The sequence below is a fragment of the Corynebacterium sp. CNCTC7651 genome, assembly GCF_021496665.1.
Classification (GTDB): domain Bacteria; phylum Actinomycetota; class Actinomycetes; order Mycobacteriales; family Mycobacteriaceae; genus Corynebacterium.
The window spans coordinates 1,501,940-1,518,055 of the sequence record NZ_CP071246.1; the positions used below are offsets into that span (position 1 = coordinate 1,501,940).

13 protein-coding genes are annotated in these 16,116 nt (G+C 66.6%); 4 read left to right on the plus strand and 9 right to left on the minus strand.

Annotated features, from left to right (window positions below; translation table 11 throughout):
- Positions 1 to 2 precede the first annotated feature (2 nt).
- Positions 3 to 1,058: a GTP pyrophosphokinase family protein gene (locus tag JZY91_RS07270; RefSeq protein ID WP_234947206.1), complete on the plus strand. Its 1,056-nt coding sequence runs from the start codon at positions 3 to 5 to the stop codon at positions 1,056 to 1,058.
- Between the two features lie 16 nt (positions 1,059 to 1,074).
- Here the strand turns inward: JZY91_RS07270 and JZY91_RS07275 are convergent, their stop codons facing one another.
- The 3 genes from JZY91_RS07275 to JZY91_RS07285 are packed head-to-tail and all read right to left on the minus strand — an operon-like array spanning position 1,075 to position 2,357.
- Positions 1,075 to 1,473: an RNA-binding S4 domain-containing protein gene (locus JZY91_RS07275; RefSeq protein WP_234947207.1), complete on the minus strand. Its 399-nt coding sequence runs from the start codon at positions 1,471 to 1,473 to the stop codon at positions 1,075 to 1,077.
- Entirely contained in the window at positions 1,460 to 1,693 is a 234-nt protein-coding gene (locus JZY91_RS07280) for a hypothetical protein (RefSeq protein ID WP_234947208.1), read from the minus strand. Before JZY91_RS07280 ends, JZY91_RS07275 begins: the two co-directional genes overlap by 14 nt.
- Before the next feature lie 22 nt (positions 1,694 to 1,715).
- Positions 1,716 to 2,357: a YigZ family protein gene (locus JZY91_RS07285; protein ID WP_234947209.1), complete on the minus strand. Its 642-nt coding sequence runs from the start codon at positions 2,355 to 2,357 to the stop codon at positions 1,716 to 1,718.
- Between the two features lie 25 nt (positions 2,358 to 2,382).
- On the opposite strand from JZY91_RS07285, the gene treZ reads away from it, so the two are divergent.
- Positions 2,383 to 4,125 carry a malto-oligosyltrehalose trehalohydrolase gene (treZ, locus tag JZY91_RS07290; protein WP_234947210.1) on the plus strand — a complete coding sequence of 581 codons (1,743 nt, stop codon included), beginning with the start codon at positions 2,383 to 2,385 and terminating at the stop codon, positions 4,123 to 4,125.
- A gap of 22 nt (positions 4,126 to 4,147) precedes the next feature.
- On the opposite strand, the gene ilvA is transcribed toward treZ, so the two are convergent.
- Positions 4,148 to 5,422, minus strand: a complete 1,275-nt coding sequence (gene ilvA, locus JZY91_RS07295) for a threonine ammonia-lyase IlvA (protein ID WP_234947211.1) — start codon at positions 5,420 to 5,422, stop codon at positions 4,148 to 4,150.
- A 129-nt stretch (positions 5,423 to 5,551) separates the two neighbouring features.
- On the opposite strand from ilvA, the gene JZY91_RS07300 reads away from it, so the two are divergent.
- Together JZY91_RS07300 and JZY91_RS07305 are read left to right on the plus strand one after the other, a co-directional pair.
- Positions 5,552 to 7,378 (plus strand): choice-of-anchor I family protein, encoded by a 1,827-nt coding sequence (locus JZY91_RS07300; protein WP_234947212.1) that lies wholly within the window; start codon positions 5,552 to 5,554, stop codon positions 7,376 to 7,378.
- A gap of 163 nt (positions 7,379 to 7,541) precedes the next feature.
- Entirely contained in the window at positions 7,542 to 7,994 is a 453-nt protein-coding gene (locus JZY91_RS07305) for a hypothetical protein (protein ID WP_234947213.1), read from the plus strand.
- 21 nt (positions 7,995 to 8,015) lie between these two features.
- On the opposite strand, the gene dnaE is transcribed toward JZY91_RS07305, so the two are convergent.
- From dnaE to JZY91_RS07330, 5 genes are all read right to left on the minus strand, one after another.
- On the minus strand, positions 8,016 to 11,576 hold the full coding sequence (gene dnaE, locus JZY91_RS07310) for a DNA polymerase III subunit alpha (protein ID WP_234947214.1): 3,561 nt from the start codon (positions 11,574 to 11,576) through the stop codon (positions 8,016 to 8,018).
- Positions 11,577 to 11,609: 33 nt separating this feature from the next.
- Positions 11,610 to 12,884 (minus strand): ABC transporter permease, encoded by a 1,275-nt coding sequence (locus tag JZY91_RS07315; RefSeq protein ID WP_234947215.1) that lies wholly within the window; start codon positions 12,882 to 12,884, stop codon positions 11,610 to 11,612.
- Positions 12,885 to 12,887: 3 nt separating this feature from the next.
- A complete protein-coding gene (locus JZY91_RS07320; RefSeq protein WP_370639287.1) occupies positions 12,888 to 13,586 on the minus strand; it encodes an ABC transporter ATP-binding protein in 699 nt (232 codons plus the stop codon).
- A 192-nt stretch (positions 13,587 to 13,778) separates the two neighbouring features.
- Positions 13,779 to 15,512: an efflux RND transporter periplasmic adaptor subunit gene (locus tag JZY91_RS11750; protein WP_284698451.1), complete on the minus strand. Its 1,734-nt coding sequence runs from the start codon at positions 15,510 to 15,512 to the stop codon at positions 13,779 to 13,781.
- Between the two features lie 55 nt (positions 15,513 to 15,567).
- Complete coding sequence (locus tag JZY91_RS07330; protein WP_234947216.1) at positions 15,568 to 16,116, minus strand: hypothetical protein; 549 nt, start codon at positions 16,114 to 16,116, stop codon at positions 15,568 to 15,570.

The following is a 16,116-nucleotide window of genomic DNA, read 5'->3' on the forward strand; positions in this document are numbered from 1 at the left end:
CAATGGCCGCACAACCACCCCGCCAGGAACAACCGAAGGTGCCGGACGCCACCATCGCCCGGCTGGGTTCCACCTACGCAGAATGGGTGAAGACGCAACCCGACGCGGCGGCGACGTTCCGCAACGCACTGCACGAGCTTATGCGTGACGCCGGCGTGAAGTTCGACCGCGTCGACGTGCGGGTGAAAACATGGCCGTCGTTGAAAGCGAAGGCGCGCAAGCTCGACGACAACGGCCAGCCGCTCTACCCGGACCCGTGGAACGATATCCGCGACATCATCGGCGCGCGCGTCACTGTGCTGCACTCCACCGAAATCCCGGCGGTGCAGCGCCTGCTGGCGGACGAATTCGAGGTCCTGCGCAGCGTGGACAAAGCCCAGGAAACCCGCATTGCCGGCGGCTTCGGCTACGGCTCCCACCACCTCCAGGTGCAGGTCACGCAGCATTCCGAGGGACTGGAAGACTACGTGGGACAAATCTTCGAGGTCCAGGTCCGCACCGTGCTGCAGCACGCGTGGGCGGAGTTCGAGCACGACATCCGCTACAAGCGGGCCGCCGGGGTGAAGGTGGACCCGCAGGTGGACCGCGCGTTCACACTCGCAGCCGGCCTGATCGAGCTGGCAGACCAGCAGTTCGACCAGATCGCCGAGATCACCGAGCCGCAGCGTCACGCACCTGCGGCCGCCGCGCAGGCAGCTACAGAGGCGAGCGCAGACCTGTCGGCCGAAACGCTGCCCGGTATGCTGACCATGCTGCTGGGACCGGGCTTTCCCCTCTCCCGCGCCAACGATTACCGCTTCCTCACCGAACTGCTGCGCATCCACGGGATCGAGCAGGTGTCCCAGCTGGCGGATCTGTGCAACCCGGCGGACATTGAGGCAGTGTCCAACTCCCTCAAGCACCCGTTCGTGCCGGGCCAGGTGCGCATAGTGGATGACTTGCTGCTCAACCGCTTCGGCACCGAGCACATCGAACGCACCTGGGATGCCGGCAACCGGCCGAAGGAGCGCCGCGCCAGACTCACCCGCCGCCTCGGCAGGCTGCGCGGAACTGGCTAAAGCAGGGCGGCGCGGGCTAACCGCGGCCCAGCAGGCGGTCTGTTTCGCGCCGTTCCTTCTTGGTCGGTCGGCCGGCGCCGCGGTCGCGTTTGGGCAGCGTGGCAAAAATGTCCATCGGCGGCGGGGGCGGCGAGATGTCGATGTAGCACTGGCGCGCAAGCGGCGCGCCCACGCGCTTGCGCAGCGTCGCGGTGACCTCGAACTCAAGGTAGCGGTGGTCTTTCCACACGCGCACCTTGTCGCCGGGGACAACTTGGGCGGCGGGCTTGACGCTTTCGTCGTTAAGCTTCACGTGCCCGGCGCGCACGGCTTCGGCGGCCTGGCTGCGGGTTTTGAAGATGCGGACGGCCCACAGCCATGCGTCAATGCGCACGGCTCCGGAGCCGATGGCATCTGCGCCGTTAGTACTCGTCAACGTGGTTGACAATCTTCTGGGCTTTGTTCCAGTTGGTCCAGCCGCCCACCACGGCGATGACGAAACCGATGATGAGCAGGGACCACGTCTGGGTCAGAAGCGCCAGCACCACACCGCCGGCCACGCCGCCGCCGGCCCACATCGCGGCGTTGTTCATGTACTTGCGCATGGCTTGCTTGCGCATCTCAATCGGGTTGTTGGGGCGGGGCTGCATCGTCATGGCAGCTAGTTTAGCGTGCGCATCACACCCCTAGCTCCACCCACTGCTGGCCCGCGGCCTTGACGGTTGCGGTGCCTTGGGTGGCGGCTGCCAAAGTAGCGTCGATACGCTCCCGCTCCCCCGGGTCGAACGCCAGGGTGTAGGTGGCAAGGGAGCCGTACTCCACGCCCACCACTTCGATGCCCTGGTGGCGCAGCTCCGCCTCGATCCGGCCGGCGTCCGCATGCGGCAGGCCCACGGTGGCCAGGTGTTTCAGCGTTCGCTCGCGGCGATCCACTTTGGCCACGGCCTCGGAGACCGCATCGGTGTAGGCGCTGACCAGCCCGCCGGTGCCCAACTTCACGCCGCCGAAATAGCGGATCACCACCGCGCAGATGTCCAGCATCCCGGAGCCTTTCAATACCTCCAGCATGGGTTTGCCAGCGGTGCCGGACGGCTCGCCGTCGTCGGAGGAGCGCTCGATGGGCTGCGCCCCGTCCACGTGCACGATGAAGGCGGAGCAGTGGTGGCGCGCGTCCGGGTACGCTTCCCGCGCCTGGTGGATCAGGTCTCGTGCCGCATCTTCGCTGGCAGCCCGGTTCACCCAGGTGATGAAGCGGGAGCGCTTAATCTCCAGCTCGTGGGTCACAAGCTCTGCTGTGGGCAGGACGTATCCGGTGTGCATGGGGTGTGAAGTCTACCCTGGAGGTATGACGAATGAGCAGTTTGACGTTTGGGCTCCCCACGCGCGCGAGGTGCGCCTGACCCTGGAGGGCACGCGCCACGACATGGCCGGCGACCCCACCCGGGCCGGCTGGTGGGTCCTGGACCCCGCCGTCGCCGTCCCCGCCGCAGGTCAGCGCTACGCTTTTTCGCTTTTCGACGGCACCGAGTGGTCCAAGCCCCTGCCCGACCCGCGCAGTCGCAGCCAGCCGGATGGCGTGCACGGATCCTCCGAGGTGGTTGACACCGATTTCCCCTGGACGGACGACGGTTGGACCGGCATCCACCTGAAGGACCAGGTGCTCTATGAGCTGCACGTGGGCACCTTCACGGAGGAGGGCACGTTCGACGGCGTGGCCGCCAAGCTGGACTACCTCGCGGCGCTGGGCGTGAACGCCATCGAGCTCATGCCGGTACAGCCGTTCGCCGGCAACCGCAACTGGGGCTACGACGGCGTGGACTGGCTGGCCGTCCACGCAGGCTACGGCGGGCCGGAAGGGCTGAAGCGGCTTGTGGATGCGGCGCACGCGAAAGGCATCGCCGTGATCTTGGACGTGGTGTACAACCACTTCGGCCCAGAAGGCAACTACTGCGGGCTCTTCGGCCCCTATACCACCGCCGGGCGCACCGACTGGGGCGACGTGGTCAACATCTCCGGACCGGGCTCCGACGAGGTGCGCGCCTACATCTTGGACGCCGTGGACCAGTGGCTGGGTGAGTTCCATGTGGACGGCCTCCGCCTGGACGCCGTGCAGGCGTACGACGACCGCCGCGCGTACTCCATCATGGAGGAGATCCGGAAGGTGGCGGACGCGAACGCGGCCCGCGACGGCGTGCCGCGCACCATCATCGGCGAGACGGACCAGAACGATCCGCGCATTGTCAACGACGAATCCCGCGGCGGCTACGGCCTTTCCGCCCAGTGGCTGGACGATGTGCACCACAGCGTGCACACCCTGCTCACCGGCGAGCTGCAGGGCTACTACCAGGACTACGGCAGCATCGAGATCTTGGCGGACACGCTGCAGCACGCCTACCGCTTCCGCGACACGTACTCCGCCTACCGCGCCCGTACCCACGGCCGCGCGCTGGACCTCTCACACGTGGCGCCCTGGCGGATGATCACGTACACCACCAACCACGACCAGACGGGTAACCGGGCGGTGGGCGATCGGCCGTCGGCAAGCTTGAGCCCCGAGCAACTCACCCTGCGCGCGGCGGTGATCCTGCTCTCCCCCTTCACCCCGATGCTGTTTATGGGCGAGGAGTTCGGCGCGCTAACGCCGTTCCCCTTCTTTGTCTCGCACGGCAGCGAGGAGCTCAACCGCATGACGCGCGAGGGCCGCCTCCAAGAGTTCGCGCGCCAGGGATGGAACTCCAGCGACGTGCCCGACCCCTCCTCCCCCGACACCTTCCACGCCGCGCGCCTGGACTGGGAGTTCGGGGAGCGGGAGCAGAAGCTTTACGACGCTTACTCGACCCTCCTTAAGCTCCGGAAGGACCACGGTTTTTCCCGCGACGATTTGCGCACGCTTGAGGTCAACCACGGCGAGGCCTGGCTGACCATGGGCGAAGCGGGTAACCCCATCGTGCTCGCCGCCAATTTCAGCGATGCCCAGGTGGAGGTGCCCGTGGGTGGGGAGCTGGTGTACAGCTTCACTGCGCCGCAGGTTGGAGAGGCGAGCACCACCCTGGACCCGTGGGGTTTCGCGGTGATCTCTACGCAGTAGCGGCTGGCTGGGCCGGTTGGGCCTAGCCGGAGACGATGTATTCGTACTCCGGCGTGCCCGGCATCAGCCGGCGGCACTCAATCGGGGATGCCGCCATGCGCTCCAGCAGCGGATCCAGGTCGCTCGCGCGGGTGAGCTCGAGGCCCACCAGCGCGGCGCCGGTTTCGCGGTTGTTCTTCTTCAGGTACTCGAACAGCACAATGTCATCGTCCGGGCCGAGGATGTCCGTGAGGAAGGTGCGCAGCTGGCCCGGCTCCTGCGGGAAGTTGACCAGGAAGTAGTGGCGCAGGCCCCGGTGCACCAGGGAACGCTCCATCACCTCGGCGTAACGCAGCACGTCATTGTTCCCGCCGGAGATGATGCACACAACGGTGGAGCCCGGCTGGATCTTCAGCTGAGTAAGGCCCGCGACGCTCAGCGCGCCCGCCGGTTCCGCGATAATGCCCTCGTTCTGGTACAGCGCGAGCATCTCGGTGCACACTGCGCCCTCGTCCACCTGCAGCAAGTGCGTGCGTCCCTGATTGCGCTCAATCACCTCGTACGGGAACGCGCCGATGCGCTTGACCGCCGCACCGTCCACGAACGGGTCAATCGTTTCCAGCGTGACCGGCCCGCCGTGCTCCATCGCAGCGTGGAGGCTGGCCGCCCCGCGCGGCTCCACGCCCACGATGGCGGTCCGCGGCGACATGTCCGCGAAGTAGGACGCCACGCCGGCGAACAGCCCGCCGCCGCCCACCGGCACCACGATCGTGTCCAGCTCGCGGCCCAGTCCGGTCAGCTGCGCCAGCACCTCCGCGGCCACCGTGCCTTGGCCGATCACCGTGTCGCGGGCATCAAACGGCTCCACCAGCGTCGCGCCGCGGGCAGCCGCATCCTCGCGGGCCGCCTGGGCGGCCTCGTCGAACGTGTTGCCCGTGACCACCAGCTCAATGTTTTCCCCGCCATGCACCCGGATTCGGTCCCGCTTCTGCTTCGGCGTGGGCTTAGGCACGAAGATCTTGCCCTGAATCCCCAGCGCACGGCACGCGTACGCCACACCCTGGGCGTGGTTGCCGGCGCTAGCCGCCACGACGCCCGCCGCCCGGTCCTCCTCCGAAAGACCCGAAATGTTGTAGTACGCCCCGCGGATCTTGTAGGAGCGCACGTCCTGCAAATCTTCGCGCTTCAGGTACACCTGAGCTCCGGTGGCCTCAGACAGACGCGGGCAGAACTGCAGCGGGGTCGGCTCAATCACGGAGGAGATGCGGGCCTGCGCCGCTTGAATGTCGGCGGCGTGGACAGGCTGGAACTCAGTCATGGTGGCTCATTCTATCCCCGCCGCCACCCCGCGACCGCGTTGCCTGCCGTTCACCTGCGCTCCACCCGCAGGTCACTTTGCTGACGTATACATAAAACTGTCCTTAGTTTCCCTGCCGAAAGGTTTGCCGTGACTCTGTCCCGTTCCGCCGTCGCCCTCACCACCGCCGCTGCCGTATCCCTCGCGTCGCTTGCCCCCGCTTCTGCGGCGGTGGTGGCCAACCCCACCTACCACCAGGCTGATGCCGCATCGGTGAAGATGGCCGCGATCGGTTCCTACGGCGCCGGCATCTTCAACGAGTCCGCAGCCGAGATCGTCGCCTACCACCCGGCGTCCAAGCGCATCCTGACCGTCAACGCCAACTCCGGCAAGATCGATGTGCTCGACGCCGCGGACCCCACCGCACCGCAGAAGATCGGCGAGGTCTTCGGCGGCGAGGGGACCACCATCAACTCGGTGTCCGTGCGCCCGGACGGCCTGGCTGTAGCCACCGTCGAGCCCTCGGACAAGACCGCAGCCGGGGAGGTCATCTTCTTTAACGCGGGTGCTGAGGAAGTTGGCGCCGTGCTCGGCCGCGTCGGTGTCGGTTCCCTGCCCGACATGGTCACCGTCACCCCGGACGGCAAGTACGCACTGGTGGCCAACGAGGGCGAGCCCGCCGAGGACTACTCCGTAGACCCCGAGGGTTCCGTCTCCGTGATCGCGTTGCCGGAAGGCGTTGCCGCGGCCAAGCAGGAGGACGTCCGCACCGCAGGCTTCACTACCTTCAACGAGCCGGGCGCGCTGCCGACCGGCGTCCACATCTTCGGCCAGGTCGGCGCCTCCACCACCGTCGCCCAGAACCTCGAGCCGGAGTACATTGCTGTCGACGGCGGCAAGGCCTACGTCACGCTGCAGGAGAACAACGCCATCGCAGTGGTGGACATCGCAGCCGCGAAGGTGGAGCGCATCTTCCCGCTCGGCTACCAGGACCGCCTGAAGGTCCCGGCGGACATCTCCGACAAGGACAAAAAGATCAACATCGCGAACTGGCCGGTCAAGGGCATCCTGCAGCCGGACTCCATTGCGGCCTACAACGTCGGCGGCAAGACCTACCTGGTCACGGCCAACGAGGGCGACGCCCGCGACTGGGAGGCGTACTCCGAGGAGGCCCGCGTCAAGGACCTGGGCAAGAAGGACCTGGCCCCGATCTGCGAGGGCTTCAACGGCTGGGACGCCGAGAAGATCAAGGATTTTGCCAAGGATGAGAACGCTGGCCGCCTGAAGATCACCACCGCATTCGGCCTGGACGCGGACAAGGGCTGCTACAACGAGATCTACGCGTTCGGCGGCCGCAGCTTCTCCATCTTCGACGCCGCCTCCGGTGAGCGCGTGTTCGACTCCGGCGCCGAGTTCGAGACGATCACCTCGAAGATCCTGTCCGGCTACTTCAACACCAACCACTCCGAGAACGGCCTGGAGAGCCGTTCCGACGACAAGTCTGTCGAGCCCGAGGGCGTTGCCGTCGGCGAGATCGACGGCCGCACCTACGCCTTCATTGGCTTCGAGCGCCTCGGCGGCGTGATGGTGTACGACATCACCGACCCGGCGAAGGCGACCTACCAGGCCTACATCAACAACCGCGACTTCACCGTCAACATGGAGGACGAGGAGAAGGCGGGCAACACCGCGGCGGCCCTGGCAAAGGTTGGCGACCTGGGCGCCGAGGGCCTGGCGTTCGTCCCCGCCAAGGACTCCCCTAACGGGAAGAACCTTGTGCTGGTGGGCAACGAGGTCTCTGGCACCACCACCGTCTTCCAGGTGGACTCCCTGACCCAGGAGGAGGCACCCGCAACGGGTTCGGTGAGCGAGTCCAGCTCCAAGGCAGGCAAGATCATCGGCTACCTGGTGGCCGCGCTTGCTGTCCTGGCCGGCGTTGCATACTTCGCAGCGCCGATGCTCGGCTTCACGCTCTAACGAGATCGCTCCGGCACCGCACAGCCCACCCGCACCCTTTCGAACAGGTGCGGGTGGGCTGTGTTTTGTGGGAAAACCTGCTAATTTTCTAGCCATCCTCAACGCGGTCGGCTCTGGCCCCGCAGTTCGTTTCACCACAAGATAAGGGCGCAACAGTACCGCTATGAACTCCCGCAACGCCATCGCCGCGCTGACCGTAACCGGCCTCTGCCTCACCGGCATCGCCACCACCAACGCGCAGGCAGACACCACTCCCGCCAGCCCCACCACGGCCGCCGCTTCCCCGACCACGACCTCTCCGGCCGCATCCACCACCACGACGGCTGCCTCGGGCACGACTGCCTCGGGCACGACCGTAACCGCTACCCCGGACCCGAACGCGCCGGTGACCACCGTGGTCACCGTGACCGCCCCGGCCGTCACCGTCACCCCGACCCCGGCGAACGATGCCAGCTCCAGGATGATGGAGGCCAGCTCCTTGTCCGAGCGCGGCCTGAACTTCTTCGCGACGCTCAACGGCATCATCGTGGTCTTGGGCGGCCTCATCCAGGCACTCACGGTCCTGGCAGCCGTCTCCCCGCAGTTCCGGGAGATGCTGGCGGGCTTCTTCGTGTAAAAGCGAACGTCGAAAAGCGTTTCAGCCCAGGATTCCAGGGCCCATCGTGGCCTTGAGGTCCCCCATCAGGCTGGCGGAGCGCTCTACGCGCAAGTGGTCGCCGAGGACGAGGAGCTGGCTGTGCTCCCCGTTGACGAGGTTGAGGTACACGTCCGCGTCGCCCGGGTTGTTGGCCAGCACCTGCTTCAGGCGCGCGATGTTGTCCACCGTGCACTGATCCGTGCGCATGGTCAGGCGCACGGGCAGACCTGCGCCGCCGCCGGGGCCGAGCTCCGGCACCTTCACATCGTCGCCGAACAGGCTCATCCTGTCGTCTCGCCAGGACACGTGCGCCTTGACCAGGATGATGTTGTCCTCCACGATCTGGGGCGCGACTAGCGCGTACACCTTGTTGAACAGGAGGACTTCCACCTGGGCACCGTGGTGGTCCTCGATGGTCACAATCGCCCACGGCGAGCCGTCCTTCTTGGAGAACCGCCTATCGACGGAAGAAATCAGCCCACCAATTGTCACCTCCGCGCCATGGCGCAGCTCGCCCGCAAGGATTGTGGTGAGCTGCGTATCCGTCTGGGCCTCAATCGCTTCCTCGAAGCCGTCCAGCGGGTGGCCGGACACGTACAGGCCCAGCATCTCGCGCTCGAGTGCGAGCTTGTGCTTGCGCTCCCACTCATCGTCCGGCACCTCTACCGCGAACATGGAGGATGCACCCTCCTCTTCCCCGCCGAACGCGGCGAAAAGGTCGAACTGGCCCTTGTCCGCAGCCTTTTTGGTGGACAGCACGGAATCTACCGCGTCCTCCTGGATCAGCATGAGACCCTTGCGAGGGTGGCCCAGTGAATCGAACGCGCCGGCCTTGATCAGCGATTCTGTAATGCGCTTGTTGCAGGCAAGCAGGTCAATCTTGTCCAGGTAGTCGGAGAAACTGGTGAACTGGCCCTTGGTGCGGCGAGTTTCCTTGATGGACTCCACTACTTCGGCACCGACGTTGCGCACGGCGGCGAGGCCGTAGCGCACGTCTTCGCCCACAGCGACGAAGTTCTCCTCACTCTCATTGATGTCCGGCTGCAGGACGCTCACACCCATGTGGCGGCAGTCGGAGAGGTAGATGGCGGACTTGTCCTTCTTGTCGCCCACGGAGGTGAGCAGCGCCGCCATGTACTCCGCGGTGTAGTTCGCCTTCATGTACGCCGTCCAGTAGGACACCAGCGCGTAACCCGCGGCGTGGGACTTGTTGAACGCGTAGGACGCGAAGGGTTCGATCGTGCCCCACAGCGCGTCCACCGCGTCCTTGGAGTACCCGTTGGAGAACATGCCCTCCGAGAACGTCTTGTACTCCTTGGCCAGCACCTCCGGCTTCTTCTTACCCATCGCCTTGCGGAAGCCGTCTGCTTGGCCGGCGGAGTAGTTGGCCACCTTCTGGGAGATGTTCATGATCTGCTCTTGGTAGACGATCAGGCCGTACGTCTCATCCAGAATCTCCTTCAGCGGCTCCTCCAACTCCGGGTGGATCGGCGTGATGGGCTTGCGGCCGTTTTTGCGGTCCGCGTAATCCCAGTGCGCGTTCACACCCATCGGGCCCGGGCGGTAAAGCGCCAGCGACGCCACAATATCGTTGAACCCGGTCGGCTTCATGCGCTTCAGCAGCTCCTGCATGCCGCCGGAGTCCAGCTGGAACACGCCCAGGGTGTCGCCGCGGGACAGCAGCTCATACACCGCCGGGTTATCCGTATCCAGCGCCTCGAGGTCGATCTCCTCGCCGCGGTTCTTCTGCACATTCTCCAGCGCGTCGCCCAACACGGTGAGGTTGCGCAGCCCCAGGAAGTCCATCTTCAGCAGACCAATGGCCTCGCAGGCCGGGTAGTCCCAGCCGGTGATCAAGGCGCCGTCCGCCGGGCGCTTCCACATCGGGATGTGGTCCATCAACGGCACGGACGCCATGATCACCGCGCAGGCGTGGACGCCGGCCTGGCGCACTACACCCTCGAGGCCGCGCGCGGTCTCGTAAATCTTCGCCACGTCCGGGTCGGTCTCGATGAGGGAGCGCACCTCGGCCGCCTCCGCGTAGCGGGCGTGCTCCGGGTCCGTGATGCCGGCGAGCGGAATGTCCTTCGCCATGATCGCCGGCGGCAGCGCGGCGTTGATGCGGTCCGCCATCTGGAAGCCCGGCTGGCCGAAGTTCACCTTCGCCGAGTCCTTGATCGCCTGCTTCGTCTTCACCGTGCCGAAGGTGATCACCTGCGCAATCTTGTCCTCGCCCCAGCGCTGGGCGGCGTAGGTGATCATCTCGCCGCGGCGGCGATCGTCAAAGTCGATATCAATATCCGGCGCACTCGGGCGCTCCGGGTTCAAGAAACGCTCGAAGAGCAGGCCGTGCTCCATCGGGTCGATGTTGGTGATGGTCAGCGCGTACGCCACCAGCGAGCCGGCCGCGGAACCACGGCCCGGACCGACACGAATGCCAATCTCGCGGGCGTGCTTGATTAGCTCCGCCACGATGAGGAAGTAGGACGGGTAGCCCTTCATGTCGATGACGTCGATTTCATAGCTCGCCCGCTCGATGTACTCGGCTGGCACCTCGCCGCCGTCGAAACGCTCCTTGAGCCCCTTCATCACCTCCTGGCGCAACCAGGTGGTGGGGGTTTCGCCCTCGGGGACGTCGGCGATCGGCATGCGGTCGTGCGGGTGCTCCTCCCACAGCTCCCCGTAGTCGCCCACGCGCTCCGCGATCCAGAGCGTGTTGTCGCAGCCGTCCGGGACCTCGGAATCCCACAAGTCGCGCATTTGCTCGGCGGACTTGATGTAGTAGCCCGTGCCGTCGAACTTGAAGCGGTCCGGGTCCATGAGCGTCTTGCCGGTTTGCACGCAGAGCATGGCCTCGTGCGCAGGTGCCTGTGACTCGAGGACGTAGTGGCAGTCATTGGTCACCAGCGGCGGCAGGTCCAGCGCTTGGCCGATACGCAGCAGGTCCTCGCGCACGCGGCGCTCAATGTGCAGGCCGTGGTCCATCAGCTCCAGGAAGTAGTTGTCCCTGCCGTAGATGTCCTGCCACATCGCGGCCGCCTCGAGCGCCTGGTCGTACTGCCCCAGGCGCAGGCGCGTCTGCACGTCGCCGGACGGGCAGCCCGTGGTGGCGATGATGCCGTCCGCGTGCTCCGCAATCAGCTCCGCGTCCATGCGCGGCCACTTGCCCAACTGGCCCTCGTAGGACGCGAGCGAGGACAGCTTGAACAGGTTTCGCAAGCCCGTCGCATTCTCCGCCAGCATCGTCTGGTGCAGGTAGGCACCGGAAGCGGAGACATCGTCCGACTTCTGGTCCGGCGTACCCCACAGCTGGCGCTTCTTGTCAAAGCGGCTTCCCGGCGCCATGTACGCCTCGATGCCGATAATCGGCTTGATGTCCGCCGCCACCATCCTGCGGTAAAAGGCGTTCGATCCGAACATATTGCCGTGATCTGTCATGCCCACCGCGGGCATGCCCTGGCGGGTGACCTCCTCCGCCAGCAGGTCCACCTTGGCCATGCCGTCCAGCATGGAAAACTCGGTGTGGTTGTGCAGGTGGACGAAGGAGGATTGCTTGGCCATGCCCGAGATTGTAGCCGGGGGACCTGGCCCCGCCTACTCGTATCGAAGCGCGTCGATAGGCTGCATCTTCGCCGCCTTCGACGCCGGGTAGTACCCGAAGAATACGCCCGTGGCCAGGGAGAACAACAGTGCGAAAACGACAGCCCCCAGCGGCGGCCACGTGACCGCGTCGAAGACGGCGGCGGTGGCGATCAGGCTGATCGCGCCGCCCAGCAGCACGCCGATCACGCCGCCGATCAGGCACACCAGCATCGCCTCGATGATGAACTGCAGGCGGATGTCCCCCTGCGTCGCGCCGAGCGCCTTGCGCACGCCAATCTCGCGGGTGCGCTCGGTGACGGTAATCAGCATGATGTTCATCACGCCGATACCGCCGACCAGGAGCGAGATGCCGCCGATGGCGGAGAGCACCGAGGACATGATGCGGAACACGTTACTCAGGCCCTCTAGGGCGCTGGAGAGGTCAAGCACCTCGGCCTCGTACTCGTCGTTGCCCGCGTACTGGCGGTCCAGGTACTGCTGCAGGTCCGCCTGGAACGTCGCGGCATCCTCCGTCGGGTCGGACTGCACGCTAAACGACGACACCCAGGGCACCTCCATACCCACCCGGTCCGCCGAAGTCACCGGGATGTAGATGTCGGAGAACGACTGGACACCAGTCATCATGCCGCCGGCGTTGTGGGGGGCCAGCACGCCGACCACGGTGAACACGGCGGGCTGGCCGGACACGGTGACGTCGAAACGCTGCCCCAGCGCCGCCCGCGGATCCGAGTCGAAGAGTGCCTGGACGAACTCGTCCGACACCACGGCTACCGGGCGTTGGCCGGCAATGTCCGCGTCGGTGATGCCGCGGCCGTACTCCACGTCCAACCCGCGCACCCCGAGGGAGCCGGTGAGCACAGGGTAGACCGAGGTACTCGCCGTGATGTCGCCGTACGTCACGTCGCCGTAGCCCTCAGCCTCAATGTCCACGGCCTGCACCCGGTCGCCGAAATACGCCTTGAGCTGATCTAACTGGTCGAAGGTCATGGCGTCGCGTTCCTGCGTGGGCTGGCCGTAGTTGAACGCGGCGAACGGATCCTCGTCCAAGGCTTCCTCATCCGGGCGCTCGTGCACTATCACGTAGTGGGTGGAGGTGCCAACGCCCTCCAACTCGCTGAGCGTCTGGCGTTCCAAGCCGCGGCCGAGGGTCATGATGATGATCACGGCCATGATGCCGATGATGATGCCCAACAGCGTGAGGAAGGACCGCAGCTTGTTGGTGTTCAGGCTCGACGCGGCGAGGCGGAGTGATTCACTGACGTTCATGTCTTAGCCCTCCTGCTCCGGCCGCTTGCCCGAGGGCACGCGCACTGCGTCAATGCGCCCGTCGATGATCTCCACGATGCGCTGCGTCTCTTCCGCCAGGAGCGGGTTGTGGGTAATGAACACGATGGCCTTGCCTAGCTCAGAGTGCAGCTGGTGGAACAGGTCCATCACCAGCCGGCCGGTCTTGGTGTCCAACGCACCGGTGGGCTCATCCGCCAACAGCATGTCCGGGTCATTCGCGAGCGCACGGGCGATGGCCACGCGCTGCTTCTGGCCGCCGGAGAGCTCGTTGGGGTTGTGGTGGATGCGGTCCCCCATACCCATCATGCCCAGCAGCTCCTCCGCCCGCGCTTCGCGCGCCTTGCGGTCCACGCCGGCGTACATCATGGGCATGGCCACGTTCTGCAGTGCGTCCATCCGGCCGATCAGGTTGAAGTTCTGGAAGATGAACCCGATGTTGTGGCTGCGGTAGGCAGCGAGCTCCTTGTCCGTCTTGGCGTAGACCGGCTCACCGTTGAACGCGTACGCGCCCTCAGTCGGCCGATCCAGCATGCCGATCAAGTTCATCAGCGTGGACTTGCCGCCGCCGGAGGGGCCGACGATGGAGACAAACTCGCCGTGCTGCGCCTGGAAGTCGATGCCGTGCAGCACCGTCAGCTCGCTCGGCTCGCCCACGTTGTAGGTCTTGACAATATTGCGCATGTCAATCAGCAGGCCCGAATCCGCCAGGGTCTCCCCTGCCGCAGCCGGCTGCTCCTCGCGCGGCTCTAGCGCGGGTTCGGGCGCTGGGTCGCGCGCGGGTTCCGGCGCGACCACCGGCTGCTCGTCCGTCTCCGGCTCGGCGCCGAAAAAGAACGGCCCGGTTTCCTCGTTGGGGGTACTCACGTGCCCTCCCTAGTTGGCTGCGCGGGTGCTGGTAACCGTCACCGTCGCGGTCGTGCGCTTGGAGCTGTCCCGAGCCTTGTCGACGTCCGCAGGATCAAACCCGTCGTCCGTAATGTCCACCTTCTCGCCCACGCGGTCGCGGAAGTCCTCCGGCCAGTTGATCACGATGTCGCCCGGCTTGAGGTCGCCGCCGGTAATGGCCACGTCAATGTCGTTCTCAGTGCCCGTGGTCACCTCGCGCTCCTCCAGCGTGCCGGAGCGCTCCCCGTCCCCGGTAGCAAGGACTAGGACCTTCTTGGTGCCCTCGTCCTCATACACCGCGTCCAGCGGGACGCTGATGGCCTTGTCGCTTTCCTGGGTGATGATCTCGGCGCGCGCCGAACCGCCGAGGAGCAGGCCCTCGGTGTTGCCCGTCACCTCAATCTCCACCGGGAAGGTCACGCCGCCGCCGGCGTCACCGCCCATGCCTCCCATGCCCGGCAGGTTCTGGCCCTCGCCGCCACCGCCCTGGCCCGCGGCCGGGGAGATACGCAGCACGCGGCCGGTGTATTCCTTCTTACCGGTCGCGGTGGAGGTGAACACCACACGGTTGCCTACCGCGATCTTGGGCACATCCGCCTCGCGCACGTTGGAGCGGATGATCAGGCGGGAATCATCCGCAATGCTCAGGATGCGGCCCTGCGGGATGTCGCCTTCCTGCACGTCCACGGAGGTAACTACGCCCGCGATCGGCGCGTAGATGGTCGCTTCTTGCACCTGGTACTGCAAGGTGCCGTCGCCGGCATCCAACTGGGTGTTTTCCACCGCGCGCCACGCGGAGTCCACCGCGGCCTGCAGCTGCATCCGCTCCTGCTCTACCTGCGCCTGCGCGGCCGCCAGGTTCGCTTTCGCCTCTTCCAGCGCGGCGTACGCCTCGGAGGTGCTCAGCGTGGCAATCTCGCCGCCGCCCGGCACACCCGGCCCGGCTGGCGCGTCCGGGTACGCCTCCGGAGCTACGGGTGCGGCAGGCGCGACGGGTGCGGCAGGCGCAACGGGCGCCGCAGGCTCTCCCTGCCCCACCGGCGCAATGGGCACCTGGTGCTCCGGCGCGGCCGGCACGCCCGGCATGCCAGGCCCGGGCCCGCCGACCATCTGGGAGAACTTGGACGAAATCTGGTCCGCAAAGTCCGTCGCCGCGCGCACCGCCCGGGCAACCTTCCAGCCACCGCCGCCAGCAGCCGCGGCGTTGTAGGCGGCCTGCGCCTGGTTGAGCTGGGCCTGGGCGGCGCGCAGCGTCGGGTTGGTGCCGTTGTTCACGCTCTGGTTCAACGCGTTGAGCTGCGCCTGCGCCTGCTCCACGCCAGCCATCGCTTCTGCCTGCGCGTTCGCCTGCTGGCGCTCCTGCACCTCAAGCTGGCGCTGCAGCTGCTCGGTGTTCAACTCGGCCAAGAACTGCTCCGCCTGCACCCGGTCACCCGGCGCGACCGCAATGCGCTCCACCTCAGATTGCAGCGCGCTGGTGATGCTCACCGCGCGCACAGGGGCAATGTTGCCGTTGACCACCACGCTGTCTTTGACACCCTCCGCCGTGGCGATGGTGTAATCGCCGGGCGCCAGCCCCTCATGGCTCACGTCGCCGCCATTGCCGCAGGCAGTAAGCGTCAGGCTCAGCGCCACCGCCGCGGCGAGTGCCACCCGCCGGTGCCGCGCCGGCCGGCGGCCAGCGTTGGTCTCGAATGCGGGATTGGAAGCCGTAGAAACCAAGGTGTCTCCTCACAGCGGGGGCGGATAACTCCCCGAGACTATACACCGCCCGGGGCTAGCTCACCGGCGCGATTCCAAACGCTCCCCACACCGCATCCGGCGGCAGGACCTCCACCGTGCGCACGCCGTCGCGCCCCGCAATCTGGCGCAGCGTGCCACCCGGCGCGCGCACGACCAGGGCCACGACGGCATCCGGGTCCAGCTCCACGCCGTTCATCCGGCCCAGGTCCGCGACCAGGCCAGCCTCCCGCGCGATCACGTCGGCGCGAGTCAGGCCCGCGGTGGGTTCGGGGATGGCTTTGGAGGGAGCGTCGGCAAGCAAAAAAGCGCTCACCCGCGGCACGCCGTCCACGGCAGCGGCGGCTTCGGCTGGGGTGCGCGCCCCATCAAACGCAACGAGGGCGTAGGCGGGCTCGGGGCTTGCCGTGCTTAACGACGCTTCAGTTCTCGCCGCATAGTCCCCCGCACTCTCCCCCGGCTCCGGGCCGAGCGTGTCGCCCTGGATCACGGGCGGGTGCGCGTCGGTGGCAAGCCCCACGGCGTATACCCCGCCGAATGCCAGCGCCACGCCGAGCGCGGCCGCGGCGATCTTTGCCGGCTGCAC